This window comes from Oceanospirillum maris DSM 6286, assembly GCF_000422865.1.
GTDB lineage: Bacteria > Pseudomonadota > Gammaproteobacteria > Pseudomonadales > Halomonadaceae > Oceanospirillum > Oceanospirillum maris.
On record NZ_AUGW01000022.1, the window covers coordinates 24924 to 50699 of the forward strand.

General features: G+C 46.6%; 23 protein-coding genes. 8 read left to right on the top strand and 15 right to left on the bottom strand.

Annotation, left to right across the window (positions count from 1 at the left end):
• Positions 1-110 precede the first annotated feature (110 nt).
• Positions 111-1340, bottom strand: a complete 1230-nt coding sequence (fabB, locus tag G517_RS0109770; RefSeq protein WP_028304260.1) for a beta-ketoacyl-ACP synthase I — start codon at positions 1338-1340, stop codon at positions 111-113.
• A 15-nt stretch (positions 1341-1355) separates the two neighbouring features.
• Positions 1356-1871, bottom strand: a complete 516-nt coding sequence (fabA, locus tag G517_RS0109775) for a 3-hydroxyacyl-[acyl-carrier-protein] dehydratase FabA (protein WP_028304261.1) — start codon at positions 1869-1871, stop codon at positions 1356-1358.
• A gap of 471 nt (positions 1872-2342) precedes the next feature.
• Between fabA and G517_RS0109780 the strand changes: the two genes are divergently transcribed.
• Positions 2343-3902: a methyl-accepting chemotaxis protein gene (locus tag G517_RS0109780; protein ID WP_028304262.1), complete on the top strand. Its 1560-nt coding sequence runs from the start codon at positions 2343-2345 to the stop codon at positions 3900-3902.
• Between the two features lie 44 nt (positions 3903-3946).
• On the opposite strand, the gene G517_RS0109785 is transcribed toward G517_RS0109780, so the two are convergent.
• The 4 genes from G517_RS0109785 to G517_RS0109800 all read right to left on the bottom strand — a co-directional run bounded on the left by G517_RS0109785 (position 3947) and on the right by G517_RS0109800 (position 8024).
• A complete protein-coding gene (locus tag G517_RS0109785; protein ID WP_028304263.1) occupies positions 3947-5425 on the bottom strand; it encodes a cryptochrome/photolyase family protein in 1479 nt (492 codons plus the stop codon).
• A gap of 58 nt (positions 5426-5483) precedes the next feature.
• Positions 5484-6377 (bottom strand): MerR family transcriptional regulator, encoded by an 894-nt coding sequence (locus G517_RS21225; RefSeq protein WP_169447908.1) that lies wholly within the window; start codon positions 6375-6377, stop codon positions 5484-5486.
• Between the two features lie 112 nt (positions 6378-6489).
• On the bottom strand, positions 6490-7458 hold the full coding sequence (locus tag G517_RS0109795) for a YbgA family protein (RefSeq protein ID WP_051206274.1): 969 nt from the start codon (positions 7456-7458) through the stop codon (positions 6490-6492).
• 152 nt (positions 7459-7610) lie between these two features.
• Positions 7611-8024: a sirohydrochlorin chelatase gene (locus tag G517_RS0109800; RefSeq protein ID WP_051206275.1), complete on the bottom strand. Its 414-nt coding sequence runs from the start codon at positions 8022-8024 to the stop codon at positions 7611-7613.
• A gap of 220 nt (positions 8025-8244) precedes the next feature.
• Here G517_RS0109800 and G517_RS21290 point away from each other — a divergent pair, with 220 nt between their 5' ends.
• The 3 genes from G517_RS21290 to G517_RS0109810 all read left to right on the top strand — a co-directional run bounded on the left by G517_RS21290 (position 8245) and on the right by G517_RS0109810 (position 10700).
• Positions 8245-8814: an NAD-dependent epimerase/dehydratase family protein gene (locus G517_RS21290; protein ID WP_342662499.1), complete on the top strand. Its 570-nt coding sequence runs from the start codon at positions 8245-8247 to the stop codon at positions 8812-8814.
• 20 nt (positions 8815-8834) lie between these two features.
• On the top strand, positions 8835-9218 hold the full coding sequence (locus tag G517_RS21295; protein WP_342662500.1) for a DUF1731 domain-containing protein: 384 nt from the start codon (positions 8835-8837) through the stop codon (positions 9216-9218).
• A gap of 102 nt (positions 9219-9320) precedes the next feature.
• Positions 9321-10700 carry an HD-GYP domain-containing protein gene (locus tag G517_RS0109810; RefSeq protein ID WP_028304266.1) on the top strand — a complete coding sequence of 460 codons (1380 nt, stop codon included), beginning with the start codon at positions 9321-9323 and terminating at the stop codon, positions 10698-10700.
• A 149-nt stretch (positions 10701-10849) separates the two neighbouring features.
• Here the strand turns inward: G517_RS0109810 and rapA are convergent, their stop codons facing one another.
• The 3 genes from rapA to G517_RS20135 all read right to left on the bottom strand — a co-directional run bounded on the left by rapA (position 10850) and on the right by G517_RS20135 (position 15835).
• Positions 10850-13723, bottom strand: a complete 2874-nt coding sequence (gene rapA / locus G517_RS0109815) for an RNA polymerase-associated protein RapA (protein ID WP_036591103.1) — start codon at positions 13721-13723, stop codon at positions 10850-10852.
• Positions 13724-13837: 114 nt separating this feature from the next.
• Positions 13838-14683, bottom strand: a complete 846-nt coding sequence (locus tag G517_RS0109820) for a TlpA disulfide reductase family protein (RefSeq protein WP_028304268.1) — start codon at positions 14681-14683, stop codon at positions 13838-13840.
• An 87-nt stretch (positions 14684-14770) separates the two neighbouring features.
• Positions 14771-15835 (bottom strand): thioredoxin fold domain-containing protein, encoded by a 1065-nt coding sequence (locus G517_RS20135; protein WP_028304269.1) that lies wholly within the window; start codon positions 15833-15835, stop codon positions 14771-14773.
• Positions 15836-15979: 144 nt separating this feature from the next.
• Between G517_RS20135 and G517_RS0109830 the strand changes: the two genes are divergently transcribed.
• From G517_RS0109830 to rimI, 3 genes are all read left to right on the top strand, one after another.
• Positions 15980-16180, top strand: a complete 201-nt coding sequence (locus G517_RS0109830) for a hypothetical protein (protein WP_028304270.1) — start codon at positions 15980-15982, stop codon at positions 16178-16180.
• Between the two features lie 119 nt (positions 16181-16299).
• Positions 16300-17088, top strand: coding sequence for a hypothetical protein (locus G517_RS0109835; RefSeq protein WP_028304271.1), 789 nt, complete (start codon positions 16300-16302; stop codon positions 17086-17088).
• On the top strand, positions 17085-17549 hold the full coding sequence (gene rimI / locus G517_RS0109840) for a ribosomal protein S18-alanine N-acetyltransferase (protein ID WP_028304272.1): 465 nt from the start codon (positions 17085-17087) through the stop codon (positions 17547-17549). The genes G517_RS0109835 and rimI overlap by 4 nt, the downstream gene beginning before the upstream one ends.
• Before the next feature lie 128 nt (positions 17550-17677).
• On the opposite strand, the gene G517_RS20900 is transcribed toward rimI, so the two are convergent.
• Together G517_RS20900 and G517_RS0109850 are read right to left on the bottom strand one after the other, a co-directional pair.
• Positions 17678-18163 carry a cell division protein ZapB gene (locus G517_RS20900; protein ID WP_084632154.1) on the bottom strand — a complete coding sequence of 162 codons (486 nt, stop codon included), beginning with the start codon at positions 18161-18163 and terminating at the stop codon, positions 17678-17680.
• 145 nt (positions 18164-18308) lie between these two features.
• Positions 18309-19937 (bottom strand): methyl-accepting chemotaxis protein, encoded by a 1629-nt coding sequence (locus tag G517_RS0109850; protein ID WP_028304273.1) that lies wholly within the window; start codon positions 19935-19937, stop codon positions 18309-18311.
• A gap of 224 nt (positions 19938-20161) precedes the next feature.
• On the opposite strand from G517_RS0109850, the gene G517_RS0109855 reads away from it, so the two are divergent.
• The gene (locus G517_RS0109855) at positions 20162-20626 is read left to right on the top strand and encodes a tRNA (cytidine(34)-2'-O)-methyltransferase (RefSeq protein ID WP_028304274.1); all 465 of its coding nucleotides are present in this window, start codon (positions 20162-20164) and stop codon (positions 20624-20626) included.
• Positions 20627-20719: 93 nt separating this feature from the next.
• Here the strand turns inward: G517_RS0109855 and glnG are convergent, their stop codons facing one another.
• The 4 genes from glnG to glnA form a co-directional block, all read right to left on the bottom strand.
• Positions 20720-22147 (bottom strand): nitrogen regulation protein NR(I), encoded by a 1428-nt coding sequence (gene glnG, locus G517_RS0109860; protein WP_028304275.1) that lies wholly within the window; start codon positions 22145-22147, stop codon positions 20720-20722.
• Positions 22131-23210: a nitrogen regulation protein NR(II) gene (gene glnL / locus G517_RS0109865; RefSeq protein ID WP_028304276.1), complete on the bottom strand. Its 1080-nt coding sequence runs from the start codon at positions 23208-23210 to the stop codon at positions 22131-22133. The genes glnG and glnL overlap by 17 nt, the downstream gene beginning before the upstream one ends.
• Before the next feature lie 260 nt (positions 23211-23470).
• Entirely contained in the window at positions 23471-23935 is a 465-nt protein-coding gene (locus G517_RS0109870; protein WP_028304277.1) for a DUF4124 domain-containing protein, read from the bottom strand.
• A 118-nt stretch (positions 23936-24053) separates the two neighbouring features.
• Positions 24054-25460 carry a glutamate--ammonia ligase gene (gene glnA, locus G517_RS0109875; protein WP_028304278.1) on the bottom strand — a complete coding sequence of 469 codons (1407 nt, stop codon included), beginning with the start codon at positions 25458-25460 and terminating at the stop codon, positions 24054-24056.
• Positions 25461-25776: the final 316 nt, after the last annotated feature.

Consider the following 25776-nt stretch of genomic DNA (forward strand, 5'->3'; position numbering starts at 1 on the left):
TGGAGAACAAAGTATCAGCCACAAAAAAACCCGCTCCGACCTTTAGCGTTACACTAAAGGTCGTGCGGGTTTTTGATGCTTTGTTAGACGCTATTAATCAGCCAAGCTGATTAACCTTCATAACGCTGCATAATCAAGGTGGCGTTGGTGCCACCAAAGCCGAAGCTGTTGGACATGACGCGATTCAGGGTTACATCTTCCCGTAGCTCTGTCACGATATCCAAGCCTTGTGCTTGTTCATCCAGCTCATCGACGTTGGCCGATGCGGTGATAAAGTTGTTATGCATCATCAGCAGGCTATAGATCGCTTCCTGTACGCCGGTAGCGCCCAGTGAGTGACCCGTCAAAGACTTAGTGGAACTCATTGCTGGGGTCTTGTCGCCGTCTTCTTTGCAGAATACCGCTCGAACCGCCTTAAGTTCAGCAACATCTCCAACAGGCGTCGAGGTGCCGTGGGTGTTGATGTAATCAACATCACCGTCAACCGTTGCCAGCGCCTGTTCCATACAACGCTGGGCGCCTTCACCAGATGGGGCTACCATATCGTAGCCGTCAGAGGTCGCACCATAGCCAACCACTTCAGCATAGATTTTAGCGCCACGGGCTTTAGCGTGTTCCAGCTCTTCCAGAACCAGCATGCCGCCGCCGCCTGCGATAACAAAACCATCACGGTTAGCATCATAGGCACGGGAAGCTTTTTCAGGGGTGTCGTTATACTTGGTAGACAGCGCACCCATAGCATCAAACAAACAGCTTAGTGTCCAATGCTCTTCTTCGCCGCCACCGGCAAACACAACATCTTGTTTACCCATCTGAATCTGTTCAACACCGGCACCAATACAGTGAGCACTGGTCGCGCAAGCAGAAGAGATTGAATAGTTCACACCCTTGATCTTAAACGGCGTTGCCAAGCAAGCAGAAACAGTACTGCCCATGGTGCGTGTAACGCGGTATGGGCCAACACGACGTAAGCCTTTCTCACGTAGAATATCAGCGGCTTCAACTTGGTCGGCAGATGATGCGCCACCAGAACCTGCAATTAGGCCGGTACGTACATTAGAAACCTGATCTTCACTTAAACCTGAATCTGCAATCGCTTGCTGCATAGACAGATAAGCAAAACCTGCCGCATCGCCCATAAAGCGCTTCAGCTTACGGTCGATCATCTCATCGAGATTGATATCCACAGAACCTGAAACATGGCTGCGGAAACCGCGATCACGGTATTCTTCATTGAATTTAATACCAGAGCGACCCTGACGCAGGGACTCAAGCACGGAGGCAATGTCATTACCTAGGCAAGAGACAATGCCCATTCCGGTTACAACTACACGTCTCATGGTTAGCCCTCTGTCTTAGAAGTTATCCGTCGATGTAAACAAACCGACACGCAGATCTTTTGCAGTGTAGATTTCGCGACCATCAACCGATACCGAGCCATCAGCAATACCGAGGCACAGTTTACGGGAGATCACGCGTTTTATAGTGATCTTGTACGTCACTAGTTTAGCCGTTGGTAGAATTTGGCCAGTGAATTTTACTTCACCACTACCCAGCGCACGACCTTTACCAGCATTGCCTAACCAACCAAGGTGAAAACCGACCAGCTGCCACATGGCGTCAAGGCCTAAACAGCCTGGCATTACGGGATCGCCTGGGAAGTGGCAGTCAAAGAACCAAAGATCAGGCGTAATATCTAGCTCAGCGATAATTTCGCCTTTACCATGCTCACCGCCATCTTCGGTGATGCTTACGATACGATCCAGCATAAGCATATTAGGCGCAGGCAGTTGAGCATTGCCTGGACCAAATAGCTCCCCTTGGCTGCATTGCAGCAACTCTTCACGGTTGTAAGAATTTTGCTTGGTCACAGAAAAAATCCAGTGGTTGTTATTCGAATTCTGTCAGAAATATTCGCGCATAGTCTAAATCGTGCGAGGGTATATTGCACGTTTACCCCGTCAATAAATGATCATATTAAATACCTAACAGAGATTAACACAATAAAATAGCGTCTTGAGACCATAGAATAGACTGCTTTATGTGTAAATTTGCTATAATTCGGCAATTTTTATTTTGGCAGCCCTACAGAATAGGGCACCATTATTTAGCGCGTATTTAGCAAGAATGGTCATCAGGTTTAACAAGAACGGACATCGGGTTTAGTAAAAGCAGACATCCAATCAGGCTATTTCTGTATTGATGGCAGAGACTTATCTGAAAAGTGCTTAATCTTAAACAAGTACTTGTTTGGCAGAAGGGCTTCCCTTGTCAGTCAGTATAAGCGTCACAAAAGCTCGGCCATATTACCTCTGGCATTAAGAGCTCGTACAAGGTGCGGTATGAAAAAGAATTTACCTGTTACACAAACTGAGCGCTCCTTTGATAAACGGAGCCGCCTAGTCTCAACAACAGATCTAAAAGGCAAAACAACCTACGCCAATGATGCCTTTTGCGACATCAGTGGCTTCGATCGTGATGCTTTAATTGGTAAAAACCACAATATTGTTCGTCATCCAGATATGCCGCCCGTTGCATTTGCAGATCTATGGGCTCGGATTAAAAGAGGCCAATCATGGATCGGCTTGGTAAAAAATCGCGCCATAAATGGCGACTATTACTGGGTGGATGCCTATGTGTCACCGATATATAAAGGTGATGAAATTGTCGGTTATCAATCTGTGCGGGTAAAGCCGGACAATGATGTCATTGAGCGTGCAGAGTCTACCTATCAAGCTATTAATGCTGGCAAAAAAAGCGGCATAAAAAAGCGCTTTAGTGCGTTTGGCCGCACCCTAGCAACAACTTTAGTCATGACGCTACTGTCATTGTTCTTCGTTTTCTTTATTGAAAACCGAAACCTCTTGGCTTTTCTTATTGGTGTTTTAGGCTTTTTTGCTTTGGCAGGACAAAATGTTCTGCTGCAGCCATTGAAAAAAATGTTCTGCAAATCCTTATCGATTATAAACAACCCTGTATCTCAGCAGATATATAGCGGTCGGATGGATGAGTTTGGTGCGATTGATCTAGCGCTTCGAATGCAGGCGGCTCAACTGCGAAACTTCACGGGACGTATTGATGAGGCCGCAAAGGAACTATCTGAAGTGGCTAGCAATGCAGAAAACCAAGTCGAGCAGTCACATCAAGCCATGTCTCAGCAAGAAGCCGAGCTAAGCAGCTTGGTCTCTACAGCACATCAAGTGAGTGCTGGTTTTCATGAGGTAGAAACGGATATTCAAGAGATTAACCAACTGATGCGCTCCGTAGAAACTCAGGCTGAGTCTGGTCGCAAAATAGTCCGTATCGGAGTAGCAGAGGTGGAAGAGGTGCGCATTGCGGTTGAGCAAGCGTCCGAGGCGATTTTGGTTCTACAGACAGAATCAAACGAAGTTGCCAAAACCGTCAAGTTAATCACAGAAATTGCGGATCAAACCAACCTATTGGCACTAAATGCTGCGATTGAGGCCGCTCGTGCCGGTGAGCAGGGTCGTGGCTTTGCAGTCGTTGCCGATGAAGTGCGCCAACTAGCCTCTAAAACACAGCAAGCGACGGTACAGATTGTTGAACGGATTGAGCGGATTCGTAAACTCGTTGGCGATTCCGTTGAACGGATGCAGTTAAGCCAACAACAGGCGAGTGATAGTGCCACTCGCATTGTTTCCGCCGGAGACACCTTGCAGGACGTGGTTGCCGCCGTGCTAGAAGTCACCTCACGAAGCGACCGAATTGCCAATCAAGTGGCAGAACAAGCCAGCGCCAGCGATGAGATGGATCGCAGCATAAACCAGCTTAGGGATCTTGCCCATACCAACCAAGAAGTCGTCCAGCAATCAGGGGTTTCCAGCAGACAGCTCGCCCAAGAAGTTAGCGAGCTGCAATCGCTGCTAAGGGCGCTACGTTAAGGTAAACAACAGTTAACGAGCAAGAGTAAGGCGCTGGTATTGGCTCAAGTTTGGGAAAACGATGCAGACTTAAACGCAGCCATCATTCGATCTTTGCCTTCTCTGAGATCAAGCATGGGGACAGGGTATCCTTTGACATAACCCTTTGGCTGAATCCGTTGCTTTGCCGGTAGCGAGGCTAGCTCCGGTACAAAGCGGGCGATAAACGCACCTTGAGCATCAAAGCGTTCAGCCTGCCGATAAGGACTTAGTAGTCGAAAATAGGGTACAGAGTCCGTACCGGTGGATGCGGCCCACTGCCAACCACCATTATTAGAGGCTAGATCGCCATCCACCAAGTGCTGCATAAACCAGCGCTCTCCCTCACGCCAATCAATCAATAGATATTTACTCAGAAAGACCGCCGTTAACATTCTCAGCCGATTGTGCATCCAGCCTGTTTCTTTTAATTGGCGCATGGCGGCATCAACTAAAGGAAAACCTGTTGTCCCTTGCTGCCATTTGGCTAAATCATCGGGAGCATTACGCCACGGTATCTGTGCCCGCTCAGGTTTAAAGGGTTGGCAACAGCTTAACTCAGGATAAAGCACCAACAGGTGACGATAAAACTCTCGCCAAAGCAGCTCATCCAGCCAACGTCCCGCAGATTGTGCCCCTTGAGGCTGACTAAGTTGAACCTGCTGCGCGCTTAACCAACAACTTTTCACCGAAAGCTTACCGGTGGCCATTAGCGGTGATAACAGACTAGTACCTTCAGCATTCCCAGGGAAATCCCGTTGCGGATCATACTGACAGATACGTTCTTGGCAAAAACTATCCAATAAACGAAACGCCTGTGCTTCAGTGGCAGGCCAGCGTTGCTGGATAGGGTCATCAAGATAGGCTTTAGGTTGAAATGCACTCACACCGACGACATTTAAAGATCCGGCATCGGCCTGTAAGACTGTTATTTTATCCTGCTGAGAAGCCTCGGTGATACACGACATAGATTGAGGGATTGGCAAGGTTTGCACGGGGAAACGCTCAAGCTCTTTTAATGCCTGCTTACGAAAAGCGCCATAAACCCGATAAGGAGTGCCGTCTTTTTTCAAGATCTGCCCCATAGGGAGAAGAGTTTGGTCATTATAAAAATGGCATTGAATACCCGTCTTTTGTGCTTGGTTTATCAAAGCTTGGTCGCGGAGGCGCTCGTTAAGCTCAGGCTCCTCATTAGCCCAAATATGTTGACAGCTAAGCTGTTGACTCAAACTTAGCAAGGCCGGAATCTGTTGATTAAAATCCCCCACATCCCAACAGATCAGCGAAATATTCAACTGAGCCAGTTCATGCCCCAAATCTAACAGGCAGCGCTCGGTAAAACGTGCTCGGTTCTCTCCCCAGTGATGGTTTTCCCACTGATCTTGAGGCCGTAAAAAACAAGCAACAACACCACTACCGTCGATGACCGCCTGCTGGCAAGCCGTATGTAGCGCGGGGTTATCATGTAAGCGTAGGTCAGCGCGAAACCAAACAAGATGAGACATGCTAGAGCGTCCTTTTTTCTTTTTTTGATCTTTAATTTGTTTTATGGAAGCCCATCACTTATTGCCGCAAATCGCCTAATAGCTCAACCCAGTCATGGCTGATCTGCCAGCCGTTGCTCTCAAACTGCTCTGGCTGAATTTGAGCAATCGGCCCCGCAAGCCAGCAAGACGGCTCTAACGCTTGCAGCAACTGCTGTTCGCTTGGTTTTAGCGCTCGGATTTTGTCATGACCCAATAGCAAAATGCCACTTAAGGGCTGCTGCTGGTCGATCAAATGTAGTAACGACCAGTCCGGCATATCATCCAATAAGGTGATAGGGATATTGAGGTCTGTGCAGGTTAGTGCCGCCAGCCAAAGATCAAACTTAGGCTGTTGGCTCGGTAGGTGGCTAAGCAACAAACGTTTCTGATCTTTGCTCTGCATATTGCGATGCGTTAAACGAGCACCTACTCGATTTCTGAGATAACTTTCTAGCTGCAGCAATATTAATTGGCGGCGCGCGCCCTCTGGCTCAAGATAAAGCTGGTGCAGTAACGGCTGCCAAAAAAAGCGCATCAAAAGAGCTGCGGGGTAGATGGCACTGACCTGATTTAAGCTTTGATCAAAGCGAGTAAGATGTCCCACCTTCAAGGCGTTAAGCGCCTCATCTAATACAGGCTGCCAGTGGGGCTCTGCTTGCAGCGGTGATTCTGGCTGTAGCGGCTGGCTGGTGACTTTTAGAGGAGACGGTGACGTTTGGTTAAGCGGGGCCAGTAGTTTATCAACCTGCCCCACAGAAACCCCACGGGCTAGCCATTGTTGAATCTGCTCGATACGTTCAATGTCCTGCGGTGCATAAAGGCGATGACCTTTATGGGTACGCTGGGGTTTAATCAGCCCGTAGCGGCGTTCCCACGCACGAAGCGTGACAGGGTTAACACCTGTACGTTCAGAGACATCTCGTATGGGCATCCAGCCATTCTCTTTTTTTGGGTAGGCTGTTTTTGGGCGGTCTATTTCCGAGCGTTCTATTTTGTTTAATGATGGGCTTTGAGGCGAACTCATATATCTCCTTAGGTATCGGTTAAATACCGTCGATGGCCAGAGATTCAGGGTATGGAAATAAATAACGATAGTTACCGGCGTATTCGCAGCCGTGTACCTCGAACAAATGCCGCATCAAGACTAAGGGCGCAATTAACGGAATCATGCCCGTGCGATAGTTATCGATCATTTGGCGTAGGTTTTGGCGCTCGGCGCTGGTTAGATTGTTTTTTAGATAACCCTGCAGGTGCATCAAGGTATTCGTGTGATTCTGACGGCTTGCTGGCTGCTTCAAAATAGCCATAAACTTTGGCAAATAAGCCTTAGCCTTCTCTTCAACGGTTGTTTTATCGACACCCGCGAGCCATTTACCCAGCTCGCGATAAGCTTGCTGACTATGAGCCATTAGAAGAGGTTTGTATTCGCTATGGAAATCGAGCAAAGCCTTAGGTGTTATGCCTGTCTCTTCCAGTGTTTGCCACGTTCGGTAAGCATAAACCCGAGTTAAAAAGCTTTCCCGTAGCGTTGGATCCGTTAAACGGCCACTTTCTTCTACAGGAAGCTCTGGATATGTTTGCATCAAGGTCTCAGCAAAAACGCCGCCTTGGGTAATATCCGAGCGATAGCCGTTATCACGATAAACCTTGACCCGCTCCATACCACAGCTAGGGGATTTCCCGAGCAAGATATAGCCGCTTAAACCTGTAAGGCGCTGAACGGCTTGCTGGCTAAAATCGGTGAGCGCTTCAGTGTAATCTTCATCACTTTTAGTACCTCGCACCCGAACTTCGTTATTCATATTGACCAACCGAATCGGCTCTCTAGGAATGGTCATCCCTGCACCAACTTCCGGGCAAGTGGGTACAAAGGTGAAATGCTGGCCTAAAACCTTAGTACAGTATTGAGCATGCTTATGACCGCCATCAAAGCGGACTTCGTCACCAAGCAAACACTGGCTGATACCGACACGTATTTCCTGATGTGGAAAATGAAGGGTTTGATGTTCCATAACGGCAGATCTCCATAGTTTCACTAAATTTGTTACCCAAAATCTATTTGTTACCCAAAACCTATCGGTACGATATGCCCCATGTTTTAATCATGGCTGGGTTTATCTGCCAATTATAATTATACAAAAAATATATTTTGTACAACTATTTTTTAATCGAAAAAATCTAAATCACCGGCAATTGCTGTTAAAGCGTCTATCATTTTAGGATGCCCTCCCACAGGCTCGTGTAGCTTGAGGGTTAAGTGAGGGTACTTCTGGCTAAGAACTTTAATCTGCTCAGGTACATCTTTTTTTAGATGGCGACCTGCAGAGAAAAAAAGAGGAAGAATCTCCAATGTATAATTTTTTTCCGCTGAGAAACTAAGAGCAATATCTTCCAGTGAAGGACGACACAATTCCATAAAAGCCAGTGTTACAGGGTATTTTTGATTATCAGCGATACTTTGAGTCATTTTCTGAAACGGTATTTGCCACGCAGGATCACTGCTGCCATGAGCTAATAAAATTAACTGTGTTTCAGAGGTTTCCGGCTGTGTTTCTGTTACGGTATCAATGCCATTCATAATCTAAACCTTGTTCTTTCACGTAGGATATTGTGTTCGCGCTGCTTGATAAGGACTGACCCAGAGATTCTCATTATGAATTCTCACTAGTTAGTGTACCCAGTTGTACAAAATAAAAAAATAATACAAATATTCGGGTTATAACGCATACTCAACATTCAAGCATTGATGCTTAATACCCGTTAGTTAAGTACTTAATATCCGGCAGGAGGCTTCACACATGAACACGCCTACGCATACACCCGTGCATACACCCGTGCATACACCCATGCAGACAGCCATGAATCCGCCTATGAATATCATGATCACAGGAGGTACAGGTTTTATCGGTCAAGCCTTGTGCCATGCGCTACTGAATCAGGGGCACGTTTTATACGTCGTCAGTCGGCACCCAGATCAAGTGAATGCTATTTTAGGTCACACCGTTAATGCGGCAACAGACCCTCTGCAATGGCTAGATCAACCGATGGATGTGATGATTAATCTGGCCGGAGCACCCATTGCAGATGCCCGATGGAGTGATGCTCGCAAAGAAATCTTATTACAAAGCCGCCTTGGCCCAACCCGTCAATTAGTGCGCTACGCCAAAGAGGCCAGTCACAAACCCAAAGTGCTGATTAGCGGCTCCGCCATTGGTTTTTATGGCCCCCATGGGGATGAGGATGTGACGGAATCATCCGATAGCCACGATGACTTTGCCCACCGACTGTGTTTGGAATGGGAGAGCGAGGCTCTGGCTGCAAGGGAGCTAGGTCTTAGGGTCTGGTCTGCTTATTGCGCACAGGCTTAGTTCTAGGACCAAATGGCGGCATGTTAAATCGCTTACTACCGGCGTTTAAAATGGGCCTTGGGGGAAGATTAGGCTCTGGTAAACACTATATGCCGTGGATACACCGCGATGATCTTATTACAGCGATTCTTTTTCTTATATCAAGAGATGATCTTGAAGGCGCTTTTAATGGTTCTGCACCCACGCCAGTACGTAATGAAACCTTTAGCCGAATATTAGCCAAGGTACTCAAACGACCTTTACTTCTGCCTGTACCAGCTTGTGTATTAAAAATCATCCTAGGCGAACTATCAGAGATGTTACTGTCAGGGGCTAAAGTGGTACCTTATCGCCTACAGGAAGAAGGCTTTGAGTTTCAGTACCCAACACTTAAACCCGCTTTGGAGGATATTCTCATCCGTTAACAGAGCGACACAGTTATTAGCATTTGCAAACCGTTCTAGTTTGATATTATCTTGAGTGGGATAAAAAATCAGACGAAATATGGCTGCAATAAGGGCGTTTGGATGTCGGAACAGAATAGCGAGTATCAACTTAATCAAACGGATGAATATGTTAATCATCTAGCCGATGTCCAAGAAACCAATCCGGTCACGGCGTCAGAGGACATTTTTAACGATTTTGGGGTATTACTGCTAAAGAAAGGAGCCGTAATCAATCCGCGTGTGGCCGGGCACTTGGTTCAGCATAAACTGAAAAAGGAGCTGGACCAGTCGATCAATGTCGCCAATGCGCTAACCCTTTATGATGTTCTCAATCAAATTTTGGAACTGGTTGAATCAGAATCAGAATTTAACCTACTCCATCAGCATTTTGATTTTGAAGTTACTCTCCGTCAGCTCTTCTTTGCCAAGCCAATCCCCGCTCAAGTCCTACAACGCCTTACCGTAATGCAACAAGTTATGCCTGACATCTATAAACGCAGCTTGTTTGGTGCTTGGATGGCCCCCTTGCTGGCCAAAATGATGGGCTTACCTCATCAGAGCTATTTTTCAGCGTTTGCGGCAGGGCTTAGCCATGATATTGGCCTACTGCATATTCCTGTGGATGCGGCGACAAAGCAAGAAGGGCTAAGTTATTCACAATGGCGAGCGTTGAAATCCCATCCAATTGTGGCTCGAATTATTCTAGAAGGCCGTAAGGTTTACGATGATGACACCCTAAAAGGTGTGGCAGACCATCAAGAGCGCTGTGACCGTTCCGGCTACCCCTCTTACAAACCAAGCAAGGAGATCGGCTGGGTAGCGCCTTTAGTAGCCATATCCGATCAGCTCTTTGATATTTTCTACGACAACAGCCGAGACAGTAAAACCATTCTCGCCTGGAACGCCTACCTGGAAGTTAATATGACAACCTTTGGGGTGCGCAATGTAGAACCCCTATTGGCACTGTTAAAAGATCCTAAAATAATAGCTCACGTACAAAAAGAACTGCCGCCGGTTAACGTCAATGATGTTGCAATTCAAAATGGTCAAGTAAGCCAATTATTCGAGCTAGTCGTTGATCTATTTGATATTGCGGCCTCACATCCGCGCTCTAGAGTAGCTCGTGCAGTTTCGGAATGTATCACTCAGTTACGTTGGGTGCGGGATTCAGCGGGCATGGGGTCAGACCACTTAAGCGAATGGTTGGAATGGTGCAAAAAGAATCCTAATGAAATTGATGCGGTAGAGTTAGCCGAAATATCAGAGCTACTATCCTGCCTTCGCTGGCGTTTCCGTCATTTATGGCGTGTCGCTGTTGAGTTTTCGTGGTCAGATAAAGTGTCCGATGAGGATAAGTCTCAGGTTAAAACGATCTATCAAAAAATGACGCCGTTGCTGCCCAAGCCTGGGGTCATTGACCCAGAAGCACCGGAACCAGAAGACCAATCTCCGGCTATGTAGATGTAGATAAAAAAGCCGCATAACTGAATGCGCTAGATTTTGTGGTGAGAATATAATTTTGTGATGAGAATATAGAAGAGCCGCTAGAAGCTTTGCTTCTAGCGGCTCTTTTTATTATCTACCTTTTTTTATTACTTACCGGCGGTCAATTAGGCTGTCACTATCACTCGAACGCCCTCAATATTCACACGGGCATTCTCCAAGGCATCAGCTACAGCCATATATTCCAGCTCTAGTGCTTTTACCTCAATATCACGAATGGCAGGGTTTACCTCCCGCAGTGCTTTCATGCGTTGCAGCTCAGGGTAGAGCAGCGATTGCATTTTCAGCTGAGCATCTTCAACAATAGTTGGCAGAATCTCGTTGGCGCGATCTTCAGCCGTATCAATTAAGGTACGAATCTGCTCTTGACGTAATTTCACCACTTCACGAGAAGTCGCTTTTTTCAGGCGTTCCAGTTTTGGACTTAAGCCTTCAAAGCTAACTTTTTTACCCAAATCATTTCCCCGCTCATCCAGTAAGAAGCGCAGGGTCGTTGGCGGTAGGTAACGGCCAATTTGCAGATGCTTAGGCGCGGCACAGTGAATAGCGGCAACAATCTCTAACAATAGCGTACCTTCAGGCAGGGCTTTTGTTTTAAAGATGCTGACGGCGTTATTACCTAACGTACCAGAAACAATCTGCTCCTGTAGGGCGCGAACAAATGGATGTTCCCAAGTGAAGAACTGTAGGTCTTCACGCACTAGGGCGTATTCCCGTCGAGTGGTCATGGAGAAGCCATCTTCATTATCTAAACCCGGAAGATCCGAGTTAAGCATGTGTTCGCCCGGTGTCAGATGCCAGCTTTGTTCACTGGTTTCTTCGGTATTAACACCGAAAATATCCAATGCGTTTTCTAGCCAGTTTTCTAGGGCTTCGGGATCATCTTGTTCTTCAATGGCATCAACCAGCTCTTGCGCTTCCTGCGGGCGACAGGCGTTACGCTCCAGCAAACGGTCACGGCCAGCCTGCATGGCTGCGTTCAGCTCCTGTCGGCGCTGATCAGTGGTTTCAATCAATTGCTGAAGACGTTCCGCATCTTCACTGATAATGGCCTCTGCAACATCATCACCAAACTCAGCAAACAATGCAGAAGCCGCTGGGCAAGGAGCAGCAAACGCATTCAGGCCTTTATCATACCAGTCGAGTAGATCCTGCTGGCCTGATTCTTCAAAATAAGGCACGTGAATCTGAATATCATGCTGCTGACCAATACGATCCAAACGACCGATCCGCTGCTCTAGAAGATCAGGGTTAGATGGCAGATCAAACAAGATCAAATGACGGGCAAACTGGAAGTTACGCCCTTCGCTACCAATCTCAGAACAGATTAATATTGGTGGGCCAGCATCATGATCAGCAAACCAAGCCGCCGCACGATCACGCTCTAAAATGCTCAAGCCTTCATGAAAGGCTGGTGCGTGCAGGCCGGTTTCATCTTTTAGGGCTTCAGACAGAGTAAGCGCTGTGGCCGCACTGTGGCAGATAAGTAAAGTTTTCTCATCTTTATGGGCGTCAAGATGGCTCAACAACCATTCAAATCGGCTATCAATTCCGGTCCAGTTGTCGGTGATAAGTGCATCATCAATAAACTGTTCAGGGCTTAAATGCGCCTGTAGTTCTGGCTCTGACATTTGGGCTTCGTAAGCTTCTGGCAATTCCTGCGGATGACGCTGCAATTGACGTTTTTTAAAGCCAGAAACCGTATCCCGAGTATTACGAAACAATACACGTCCCGTACCATGGCGATCCAGTAGCTGACCTTGTAGCTGTAGGCAAGCTGATATTTGCTGTTCAAGATCCGCTTCATCTTGTTCCAATAACTCAATTAGAGCTTGAGCATCAGATTCTGGCAGCAGACCGCGTAGCTGATTGATAACTTCGTCGCTGGCTGGCTCGCCATCGGCAATCATTTCTAGGGCCTCTACCGCTTCAGCAATCGGCTGATATTGGCCTTCTTCCTGTTCAAACTGCTCAAAATCGTTATAGCGCTCTGGATCAAGTAAGCGCAGGCGAGCAAAGTGACTGGCTTTACCCAGCTGTTCTGGGGTCGCCGTCAGTAGTAAAAGGCCGGTAGTATCTTCTGCGAGTTTTTCAATGCACTGATAGGCCTGACTTGGCGCTTCTGGATGCCATTCAAGATGGTGCGCTTCATCGACCACCAGCATATCCCACTGGGCCGCTACAGCTTGTTCGTGCAGCTCTGGGTGATCAGTCAGTAGCTCTAGACTACAGATTACCAATTGGGCTTGTTCAAAGGCATTCTGACCAGGGTACTGGGCGCAGCGTTCGTAATCGAACAGGCTAAACTGCAAGTTGAAACGACGCAGCATCTCAACCAACCACTGATTCTGAAGTGATTCTGGCACCACAATCAAGATACGGTTCGCATTACCGGTTAACCATTGGCGGTGTAGAATCAAGCCCGCTTCTACGGTTTTACCCAGTCCCACTTCATCCGCTAGCAAAACCCGTGGCGCATAACGACGAGCAACACTATGGGCGATATATAGCTGATGCGGGATCAGTGCCATACGGGCACCAGACAAGCCTTGAATAGCCGCACGGTTCTGATGATCGCTTTGTACCAACGTACGATAACGCAAGTTGAACCAGTCATTGCGATCGATCTGGCCCGTTAAAAGCCGGTCTTTCGCTTTTTGCAGACTTAGATGGTTGCTCAGATGCGTTTCTGGCAACTCTTTCTCGTTACCCTCAACATCAACACAGATATAGATCAGCAAGCCGTCATTTTCTATCGCAGTTGCGACGATAAATCGCTGGTTGTCATGACTTTCAATCTGGTCACCGGATGAAAAAGAAACACGTGTTAAGGGCGCAGAGCGCGTCGCATACACACGGGTCTCCCCCGACGCAGGAAACAGTACGGTTACGCTTCGCATCTCACAGGTCAGAATTGTCCCTAATCCTAAGTCGCTCTCTGCGTCACTGATCCATCGTTGTCCGGGAATGTAGGGCAGCATGCATACCTCTTTTTAAGTGATCTTTTGAGTGATAATGGGTCGTAATAGGTGGCAAAAAAAGGGCATTATGGTAACGGATTTACTCGGCAATCCCTAGCGGTTTAAAGCTTAGAATCAATTGGGCGCTATGGCTTGAGCCATCTCCCGTAAGCGGGCGTGGTTTAGCTCTCCGATATGACTGTCGATAAGCAGCCCCTCTTTATAGGCAAGCGTAATAGGTAAACCTGGGCCTTGTACGGCTTGAATCAGGCTCTGTTTTGGGTCTAGCAAAATCAGGCTTTCAGGAATGGGGTCGTCATTCGTTTCAATAAAGCGCGTAATTTGTAAGCTAGACTCTCCTTGATTAACAAGCCACACCTGCACATCTGGATGCTCATTCGCAAAACGGACAAGACTTGGCATCTCCCGTCGGCAAGGCCCGCACCAGCTAGCCCAAATATTTAAGATAACAGCGCCTTTTTGCTTATTCAGCACCACTGTTTTAGGGGTTTCACTTGATGGATTAAGCGTTAATAGCGTTAAGTCGGGGATCTGCTGAGGGGTATTTGGGCTTAGCGGGGCATTTATACTAAGAACAAGCCAAAATAGGGTACAGCCCGTTAGCCAGCCAAGAGCGAATAAAAGTGCTTTTTTATGCTGAAACAATAAATAGCCACTTACGGCAGCCGAGCTCAATAATGCACCGATAATTGAATAGCCCGGTTGCCAAAAATAGAGCACGGACAATAGATCATGCCGATAGCTATCAAAGTGCATCAGCACATAGACGAGACGCCCACCGATAAGCCCAAACCAAAGACACTGCTGAGCCCAACGGGATAGTTCTAAGGATGCTCCTCGCTTTTTTAATTGCCATTGCGCCAGTTCAGCTCCTGCAAAAAAAAGCAGAACAGAGGTGATCAAGTAGATCACCTTGGCAGATAACATAAAGGGACCGGGACCGAGAGCGATAGCATCCATGCAGTTTTAACTCCCTTCTGTTCTTTGGTTTATACTCTTTTTTTACGACTCTTTCTTTATACTATTCTTCTATTTTTTGACTTTTTCTTAGCGAAAACGGAACAATCTAGGGTCTGTCTGCGGTTGCTCTGGCAGGCCGGTGATATGAGAAAAGTCATCCAATTTCGGCATGCCGCTGCGAATATTAAGCTCGCCGTTATCATCCTGCCAAACTAAGCCTGGCGTGCCTTGAATACCAAAGCGCTGCATCAGCTTCATATTATTCTGCAATTGACGACGAGCGCTTTCTTTAACCGAGGTCTGGAGCTGCTCTTCGGTATTGAACAAGCGCATACTTTCTGCCAGCGCATTTTCTGGGCTGCTGTCCTGCAAAATTGCAGCGGCTTTATCGCGACTTTCAGGGCTTAAGAAAGCCACCGGAACCCAGCGAACCTCAATCCCTTTATCCATATAAGGCTGAAATGCTTGCCATGCGAGATGACAAAAAGGGCAGCTTGGGTCGAAGAAGGCATAGACTACACGATGAGGTTTCTGCTGCTCTGCCGGTGCGGCAAGTTCAGCTTCATCACTGTCTGAGTTATCAACAGTTTGGCCACTATTGTCTAATTTATCGCTAGTTTCGTCACCATTAGATTCGCCACTAGCATCGCTTCCCGTGCTTGATGCTGAATCAGGAAGGCTCTGCTCTTCCGGCATGCCAATACTGATAAAAGTAGTATCTTCTAGCAAAGAAAAATCAGGTTTCGGGAAATATTGCTGAGCATACAGCTCAGAAAGATTGGTGCCAGCTTCATTAATTAAGGCACCAGAAATAAGAGTGCGATGGTCAGGAGTGGTGTACACCAAGGTAAACTGATCGTCTAATGACAAGACCCAACCGGTTAGCTCAGATTCCGCTTTAAACCGGCTTTCCAGCGCCATGCCTTGAGCGATAGCACGGGTAATAGGCAACGGCAATTCAAGCATACTTTCATTGCCCACATTATTCAGAGCTGCATTATCGGAACCTGCAGGCAACACGTTGGAATCAGAGGTAGAATTAGCTACTTGAGTCTCCGAAGAGGTATCCGCAGCATTGATATTGGCTTGGGCGATGGGTACTTCAATCATAGCCAAAGTAAACGCTATAGCAAAAAATGTTGTTCTGTACATGTCGCAGCCATATTGTGTGAATGTGAAACAATTATTTATTGTGAGTGTCGAGCAATAATGATGTGCATTGTAATTGATCCTGAATCAGAACGCAGTCTGTCCCTAGGGTTCCCCTTGAATAAACAATTATGGATGGAGGTTTGAATGAATGAAAGTTTAAGGCTTGCGGCCATCGCCAGCCAGTTAATCGGCTTTATCATTATTTTTCTTATGCGAACGTACGAGATTGATGCCGTTTGGCAAGGTGTCGTTTTAATACTGATGCTGCTGTCCGCACTGGCTATTTGGCTGGTTAAACGTTACCAAAAGAATAAAAAGTTATTGGAAAAAAAGCAGTCTAAATAAGAACAAAGATACATTCCAGAGCGGATGGCTTATATATGGGGCAGACAGGTATAATGCCCATCGCTTTTTTTGCAGCCACCTAACATTACATGTTCCATATCAAAGGGATTTTTAGTCTTGTGATCAATGAAAACCAACGGCTCGATTACCTCAACCAGCTCGGCGTTGTCAGCTGGATGCCTCGGCAGCCCCTGTCGGGCGCAAAGCCGTCTGAAATTTTCTACCATGAGGCACCTAAAAAAGCATCCCCTTTATCCCTATTACGCCCTAGAACAGATGGGGAAACTGAAGGTACCGCGCCCAAAAAAACCGTATCTAGCAATACAGCAGAAAGCGTTGCAGCGGTTACCGAGCCTGCCAGTGTTTTATCCAGAGCGTCGAACCCTCCCAATATAAAAACGAGCACAAAGTCAGATGCGACTGAGGCAGCGATGGATGCATTAGCCGTCCAAGACCGTGTGAATCGTGTACCCGAGCATCTACAACTGGCCTTTATTCGCCAACAGGGAAACCGTCCTTTAATTGTCAGTCATTTTGGTGATCGCGGTGACTCAGAGTATTCATTCTTACCCTTAAGCCAGTCCATGCTGCAGTTTATGGGGTTTAGTGAACCACTAGTAAGCTTGCCCTTTGTTTGGCCGTTAGCAGGTAGGTCACCGGTCTGTCGAGAACAGGAGTTTGTTCAGGTTTTTCGCGCACTACTTGGCGGGGCTCGATTAGGCTGCCAGGCCAACCAAGAATGCTGGTGGTTCGGCGATCTGCCCGAGCTAATCGCTGAAAGTGAGAACCTGCTAAATATCACACTGCACCACCCTTGCAGCCTAACCGGAGTGATGACCAGCGGCAAAGAAAAGCAAGCCGTACTCTACCAATTGTTAGCATTAAAGAATAAGGCTCAACCAGAATGAAAAAGATCCGTGAAGTTGGCATTCTCGAACTGGACAAAGTAATGCTAATCGAAAGGGCTGCCCATTTAACGCCGTGGACTCGGCTAATGTTCGAATTAGGGCTGCAAAGAAGCGATACGTTATTAGGCGTTTATATCCAAGAACGTTTAGTGGGTTATGCCATGCTGCAGAAGATAGCCGATGAATGGCATCTGCACAACATTGCGGTGCAGGATACCTTGCAAGGGCAGGGCATTGGGCGATTTCTTTTGGAGGCGGTTATTGAAGAGGCAAAACAGCAGAACCTAGCGCTCATTTTGTTAGAAGTGCGCGAAAGTAATGCGCCAGCTCGACACCTTTACCGTCAGCTAGGCTTTACCGAAGATGGTGTGCGTAAAGGGTATTACACCGTTCCCGGTCAGGAACGAGAAGATGCTGTACTGATGTCCTGCGACCTGAATCGTTTAAGCTTGCCATCATAAGCATCAATAAATATCGGTCAAACCGGAATTCTTTGCAAAAAACACCGGCTTTTTTGAAATTAAAGTACCGGTGTTTTTATTCAGTTACTTATAAAAAAGCAACTAAGTGAGCAACCTTTAAGAACTCGTTAGTAGCTACCCGAATTCTTAAGCGCGCCATCTTCAGTATCATCGGTCATTTCAGCAAAATCTTGTTCAAATGCTTGGTTCGCTAATGTTTCTTCCGCGCCGCCTTCCGCATCATCATCTTCAAAACTTAGTTCAGCGTCATCTTCTGCAAAACCTAAGTCATCAAGATCATCTTCAAGGCTATGGCTAGCACCTTCAAGTTCTGCTCCGTTATCTTCTAGAGACTCTAAATTGTCATTTAGCTCTAAGTTATCATCTAATTCTAGGCTCGCTTCATCGTCTAACGGCGAATCTGCATCCTCAGCACTACCAATAAGGTCAAATTTGCCTAACAGCTCAGACAAACGACCTCCCCATGCATCTTTCTCTGCTGATAATTCAGCGTTTTCTTCCTTGAGCTGCTCAATTTCTGCTTTAAGGCTCTCAATAGTGCCTACTGCTGATTGAACACGTTTTTCTAATTCGTTTAGCAGATCCAGACTCATATTTAACACTCCTAGTACTTGGTGTGGAGAAGCATTTATCCACAATGCGCTTTCATGATGTAACGTATCACAGTAATTTAAACCATTATAGAAGTAAGTGCTTCGCGGAAAAAGCAGGTTTTCTCTTATCTGTGGAGAAGGTCCGCTAAACTTTAAAGCGGGATACCATTGAATGCAGTTCCGCAGAGAGTAGTGATAACTCTTCGCTGGCAGCTGCAGTCTGGTGAGATGCAGCAGTAGAATCCCGACCCACTTCCGCAATATTGACCACGCTTTGGTTCATTTCATCTGCTGTAGCACTTTGCTCTTCAACAGCGGTAGCAATTTGACTGTTCATATCGCTGATCAGAGTGACATGATGCGTGACTTGTGCCAATGCTGCACTGGTTTTAGCTGTTTGTGCCAAACCCGCCTTGGCTCGTTCTTGGCTGCGACCCATAACGATTGTTGCATCTCGGCTACCTTCTTGCACCCGAACAATGACCTCTTCAATCTCTTGAGTCGACGCTTGGGTTTTCTGTGCTAGGCTGCGGACCTCATCAGCAACAACAGCAAAACCTCGCCCTTGTTCGCCCGCTCGTGCAGCCTCAATGGCGGCATTAAGTGCCAGAAGGTTAGTCTGCTCGGCAATACCCTTGATAACATCAATAACAACAGCAATGTTCTGCGCTTCAGCCTCAAGAGATGCGACGACCGCCGCTGCATTTTCGACCTCTTCAGCAAGCGATTGAATGATACGATTATTTTCCTGCAGAATCTGATCGCCATTCTCTGATTCTGAACGTGTTGTTTGGGCTGCAGTTTCGGCTTCTGCTGCGTGGCGAGCTATCTCTTGTATCGTCGCAACCATCTCATTCATAGCGGTAGCAACATGGTCGGTTTCAGCTTGCTGACGAATCATGCCATCACTAGTATGCTGGCTGGCCTGAGCCAGATTACCCGCTTCCTGCGATACCTGATTTACAGACTGGAATACCTGCTGAACCAACTGTTGAAACTGAGACATCATCGCATTAACAGCTTGACCAATCTGAGCGACCTCATCACTGCCATTAGTGTTGACCCGTAAAGAAAGATCGTGGTTTTTTTCAATATTATTGATTGTATCGCGCATAGCCGTTAGCGGACCTGTAATCGCACGAGCCACCAGCATGCCGAGTCCTACAACAGCCAAAACAATAATAAATAGCCCGATAGCTACCATGATAATATTGGTATGGTAGCTTTCTTTTAATATCTGTCTCTGTTCACCGGCAATACGTAGCTGTAGGTTGATCAGTTCAGTAACTTTATCGACGATAGGGTCAACCGTCTCGTAAAGCTCACCGTCAAAACCGTTCAGTTGGTTTGGGACTGTTCCGCTGAGGCTGCTCAGGTAGCTGCGTAGCTTAACAATTGACTGATCGGCAGGTTTAAAAAGTTGTTCTGCTTCTTTAACGAGTTGGGCCTCTTCGCTGGTTAACTGAGTTGAAGTGTAAAGCTTCCAATTTTCTTCAATATCTTTGGTGGCGCTATCGATCCCGGCAATAGCTTCCTGTGCTGTCATCAGGCCAGCATTGGCTTTGTTTACGGCATCAATAATAAACACAGCATAATCGACACTGATCTCATAGAGATGCTTAAGGGGGACAACCCTATCTTCATAGATAGTATCAACGCCCTCATCGAAGTGATCCAGTTCGTTTCTTGCCATAAGAAACAGTGCCAGCAACCCCACAATAGGGATGGCAAGCATTAATGCCAGCTTCCTGCCTACAGATAATTGGCTTAGCATAATCAGATTCCTCGGGTAATTTGGGCTTGCAATGCCTTTTGCCCTAATTTAGCGGATGCTGCTTGATTTTTCTATATGTAACAATATGTATTTATTTTATGTGCTTTTGTTTCTAAGAGCTAGTTCATAATAGCAATAGATGAGTAGTGATTAAGTAATCACTGTTTAAACCGTTCGTTCAGTGCTTTATTGAGTAAGGCTGAACCCGTATTGGAGAGAAATAGATGTTTGAATTAGCGCTTTATGAGCCTGAGATCGCCCCGAATACAGGGAATATTATTCGATTATGTGCCAATACAGGATGTCGCTTACATCTGATTGAACCATTAGGCTTTGATCTGGAAGAGAAAAAGCTACGTCGTGCGGGTCTCGATTATCACGATTTAGCTCGGGTAACGCGCTACTCAGACTTTGAAACCTTTGCTAAAGCAATGGAAGGTAAGCGAGTATTTCCCTGCACCACCAAGGCCAAGGGATACCCTTCTGATATGCAGTTTAAGGCCGGTGATGTGCTGTTATTTGGCCCAGAAACCCGTGGTTTACCTAATGAGGTTTTAAGTTTGTTTGATCAAAGCCAATGGCTGCGTATCCCCATGATGAAGACAAGCCGAAGCTTAAACTTGTCTAATGCCGTATCTGTAATCACATACGAGGCTTGGCGGCAGATGAGTTTTAAAGGGGCAATCTAAATTCAGGTTTTTTGTAAAAAACCTTCCAAAATAGCCTTATATTCTAGGGTATGCATGGAAGGTTATATGCGAGGTTTAGCGATAACAGAAGTATTATGACTCTTCGTCGTCACCATTAGTTTCAAGATTCAGCTCTTTGATCTTACGGGTTAGGGTGTTGCGACCCCAGCCCAATAGCTCTGCGGCATCTCGTCGCCTACCAGCAGTATGCTTCAGAGCCACTTCGATCATCACTTTCTCAAACTCTGGCACAGCAGTGTCTAAAATCCCTTTTTGTCCTTGAGAAAGGGCATTATCGGCCCATAGATGCAAGGCACTTTGCCAACGGCTGTTGCCATTAAGCGCAGATTGCTTTTGTTCCATCAACTCTGGCGGCAAGTCGTCTTGATGAACCTCTCGCCCCGAGGCCATCACAGTAATCCAGCGGCAGGTATTCTCCAGCTGACGAACATTACCGGGCCAGCTAAGTTGCTGCATATACTCGATGGTTTCAGGTAAAAGCAGCTTTGGCTCTACTCCAAGCTCTTTACCTGCCTTAGAAAGAAAGAATTCTGATAAGCGTGGAATATCTTCTCTTCGCTCACTCAATTTTGGTAGATGGACGCGGATAACGTTCAAACGATGGAATAGATCCTCCCGAAAACGCCCTTCTTGCACCAAGGTTTCCAGATCCTGATGGGTCGCGGCAATAATACGTACATCAACCTGAACCGATGTATGACCGCCAACACGATAGAATTCACCATCCGCCAATACTCGCAGTAGGCGCGTTTGAGTATCGGCGGGCATATCACCGATTTCATCCAAAAACAGTGTGCCGCCATCGGCCTGTTCAAAACGTCCTCTACGCTGGGTATTTGCCCCTGTAAACGCGCCTTTTTCATGGCCGAACAGCTCAGACTCAATCAAATCTTTTGGAATAGCGGCCATATTGAGAGGAATAAAAGGGTTTTGCACCCGGGGGCTGTGCTGATGTAATGCATGGGCTACCAACTCTTTACCGGTGCCCGATTCACCATTAATCAATACCGTAATATTGGAGTGTGATAGTCGACCAATGGCACGAAACACTTCCTGCATGGCCGGTGCTTCACCAATGATTTCTGTACTGGGCAGAGCTTTTACATCCCCTGCCGGATGTTCTTGCTCTCTTGAATGGCTAATCGCTCGCTTTACAAGGGCAACAGCTTCATCAACATCAAAGGGCTTAGGCAGATACTCAAAGGCACCACCTTGATAGGAGGCTACCGCGCTTTCTAGATCGGAGTGAGCGGTCATTACGATAACAGGCAGGGTGGTATGTGTATTTTGAATCTGAGCAAGAAGTTCTAAGCCATCCATACCGGGCATACGAATATCGGTGATCATGGCATCTGGTCGGTCGGTCTGTAGTGCTTTTAATACACCTTCGGCACGCTCAAATACCTTTACCGTCATGCCTTCTTGTTCCATCGAACGCTCTAACACCCAGCGGATAGAGCGATCGTCATCGACAATCCAAACGTTATAAGGTTTGCTCATTTTTTTGCTCCAGTGGAATCAAAAGTCTAAAAAACGTTTCGCCAGGGGTTGATTCGCACTCAATCAGTCCGTGATGCTGATGCAAAATCGTTTGGGCAATCGACAACCCTAATCCAGTACCTTCAGCACGTCCTGTTACTAAGGGATAAAAAAGCGTTTCTAGTAGCTCTGACGGAATACCAGGGCCGTTATCAATAATCTCTACTTGGCATAGCAAGCGGTGACATTCGGCCCCTAGGGTAAACTGCCGCTTTGCGCGGGTTCGGAAAGTAATACTTTTCTTGCCTTCAGGCGGGTGTTCTTCAAGCGCTTGCATGGCATTGCGAACAATATTAAGAATCGCTTGAATCAGTTGTTCTTGATCACCCTGTATATCTGGCAAACTTGGATCGTAGTCTCGAACCAGTATTAGACTGTCATCTGCTTCTGCTCTAATCAGGGCATAAACATGCTCTAACACTTTATGGATATTAACTTCAGTAAAGTCAGGCATTTTGCGCGGCCCAAGCATACGATCCACTAAATTACGCAGACGGTCAGCCTCGCAAATAATCACTTCGGTGTAATCTTTAAGGCTTTCATCAGGAAGCGCACGCTCCAATAGCTGAGCCGCACCACGAATTCCACCTAATGGATTTTTAATCTCATGGGCCATTCCCCGCACCAGTGTGCGCAGCGTTTCCTGCTGAGCAAAGAGGTCTTCTTCTTTGCTAATCTTAAGCAAACGATCACGGGGTTGTAGCTCAACAACTAAACAATAACCTTTAGATACCAGCACAGGGCTTACGGTGTAATCGACGATATGCTGTACACCATTAGGTAGCACGATTAGGCTTTCTCTTTTAGTGAAAGGATGACCGGCAACCGTCGCTTGCTCCCACGCCTCTGGTGTACCGTCGCTTTCGATAAACAACTGATCAACGGGTATTCCAATAGCACGACTGGCCCCACAGGCAAATAGCATCTCAGCGGCAGGATTTAAATAGCTTAAACAGAGATTATGATCCACCTGAATAATAGCCGTACTGAGATTATCAAGTAGTAGCTTATAGTTATCAGTCATGCTCACACCTGTCCCTCCTTGGGACTCAACGAGTTAAAGTACTAAAAGCAAGAAACGCACCATAAAGAGAAGCTTTAAGCAAAATAAAGAGCTTAGCCCATGATAGATGACCGTATTAAGGTCTTACGATGATCACTCAAGGTATTAGCGTTACTTGGTCAGCCTCTTATCCATTTTTGTAGGAAGACACCGCACCGCTCAGGATGTTGACGCACCACCATAGTGCACAAAAACGCCCCATGTTGGAATAAGACGCATGATTAATGGGCAATAGGGATAAGTAGCTTTAAATATCTCGTCTCAATCGGAAGGCGAGTATTCCCCCTATAAATACGGGCGCTAAGAGAATGTACACCATTGGGCATCTGGTGCAGCAAGAAATGATCGCTATGTATTGGGCTTTGGTAACGCTTACCGTTTAAGTACAAAGCAGCTTTGTCCGCAGGGGCAAGCGGCGGAGAGATAGTCAGTTTAATAATGCGCTGTTTTGGGTCATTAGTTTGCAAGCTTGACAGTTGCACACGGTATCGACTCGGCTGAAGACTGTTAGCCTTCATGATGCCCCCGCGCCCAACTTTATGACGAGGTTGATCCGAATAAACAGAGTGGCCTTGATGATCAATCCAATGATAAAACGTACCAGCGTTTAACGCGCTAGAGCCTAAATATAAAGATAAGCCAAAAAGCAGACCCGAAACAAGGCTAACAAGCCGTGTGATATCCATAAGAAATAACCTAAACTCATAAAAAAACCCCCACCCTTATTAAGGGCAGAGGTTAAGTCTCTTCAAATGAAGAGCGGAAGCTTTATACACTACCGTTATGTTTACACGCTGCGGCTATTTAAACACTATAGTACAGATCAAACTCAATGGGGTGAGTTGTCATGTTTACACGTGCAACATCTTCGTTAATCAGAGCGATGTAAGCATCAATGCTATCGTCGGTGAATACGCCGCCTTTAGTCAGGAACTCACGGTCTGCATCCAAGCATGCCAGAGCTTCTTCTAGAGAAGAGGCAACCGTTGGAATAGCCGCAGCTTCTTCAGCAGGCAGATCATAAAGATCTTTATCTGCTGGATCGCCAGGGTGAATCTTGTTCTGAACGCCGTCCAGTGCTGCCATCAATAGCGCAGAGAACGCTAGGTATGGGTTAGCAATTGGATCAGGGAAACGGGCTTCAACGCGCTTAGCTTTCGGGCTAGACGTGTAAGGAATACGCAGTGATGCAGAACGGTTACGGGCAGAGTAAGCCAGCATTACCGGTGCTTCAAAACCTGGAACCAAACGCTTGTAAGAGTTAGTACCTGGGTTACAGAATGCATTTAGCGCTTTAGCGTGCTTGATGATACCGCCAATAGCGAATAAGGCATCTTCAGACAGACCCGCATACTGATCACCAGCAAACTGGTTTACGCCATCTTTCCAGTAAGACAAGTGAATGTGCATACCAGAACCGTTATCACCAACAACAGGCTTAGGCATAAAGGTTGCTGTTTTGCCATAAGCATGAGCAACGTTATGAACAACGTATTTCAGCATTTGAACTTCATCAGCTTTCTTAACCAGCGTATTGAATGCTACGCCGATTTCATTCTGACAAGCCGTCGCCACTTCGTGGTGATGTACTTCAATATCTAGGCCAATCTCTTCCATCACGTTGCACATTGTCGCGCGAATGTCGTGTACGGAATCAACAGGAGGCACTGGGAAATAACCGCCTTTAACCCGTGGACGGTGACCCATGTTGCCACCTTCCATGCCTTTGCCTGAGTTCCAAGCGGCTTCATCAGAATCGATTTTAACGAAGCTGCCGGACATGTTGCAGTCCCAGCGAACGTCGTCAAAGATGAAAAATTCTGGCTCAGGGCCAAAGAATGCCGTATCACCAAGACCGGTAGATTTTAGGTATTCTTCTGCACGACGCGCAACAGAACGTGGGTCACGCTCATAACCTTGCATTGTCGCAGGTTCAATAATGTCACAACGTAGAACCAGCGTTTTATCTTCAAAGAATGGATCGATGAAGCTAGCGTCGTCATCCGGCAAAAGAATCATGTCGGATTCGTTAATGCCCTTCCAACCAGAGATTGAAGAACCATCAAACATTTGGCCGTTTTCGAAGAATTCTTCATCAACGTAACGAGCAGGAATAGTAACGTGTTGTTCTTTACCTTTAGTATCGGTAAAACGCAGATCAACCCACTTAACATCATGCTCTTTGATCAGCTGCAGAGTGTTCTCTGACATTGCTTGTCCTCCAATGGAGCTTTCGCTATAAGTTGTCAAAATCGATCAGTTGTCAAAATCGATTCATTATCAAAATAGATGGTCTAAAGTCTTTCTCTCGGGTGATGCAACAGCCTATACCTTTAATACCCTAAAGCTAGGCTTTTCATTTTACTATCTTCAAAGCAATTTGAATGCCATTTGGTAAAAAGCGAGTAATTCCAATGTGTTATAAAGAGAAAGAGTGATGGCAAGGGTATTAAACCTATACATTAACTTCTAGCAATGCTCTTTTTTGGTGCATAGAGCAATGGCTTCGCACTTTTGTTGTGCGCAA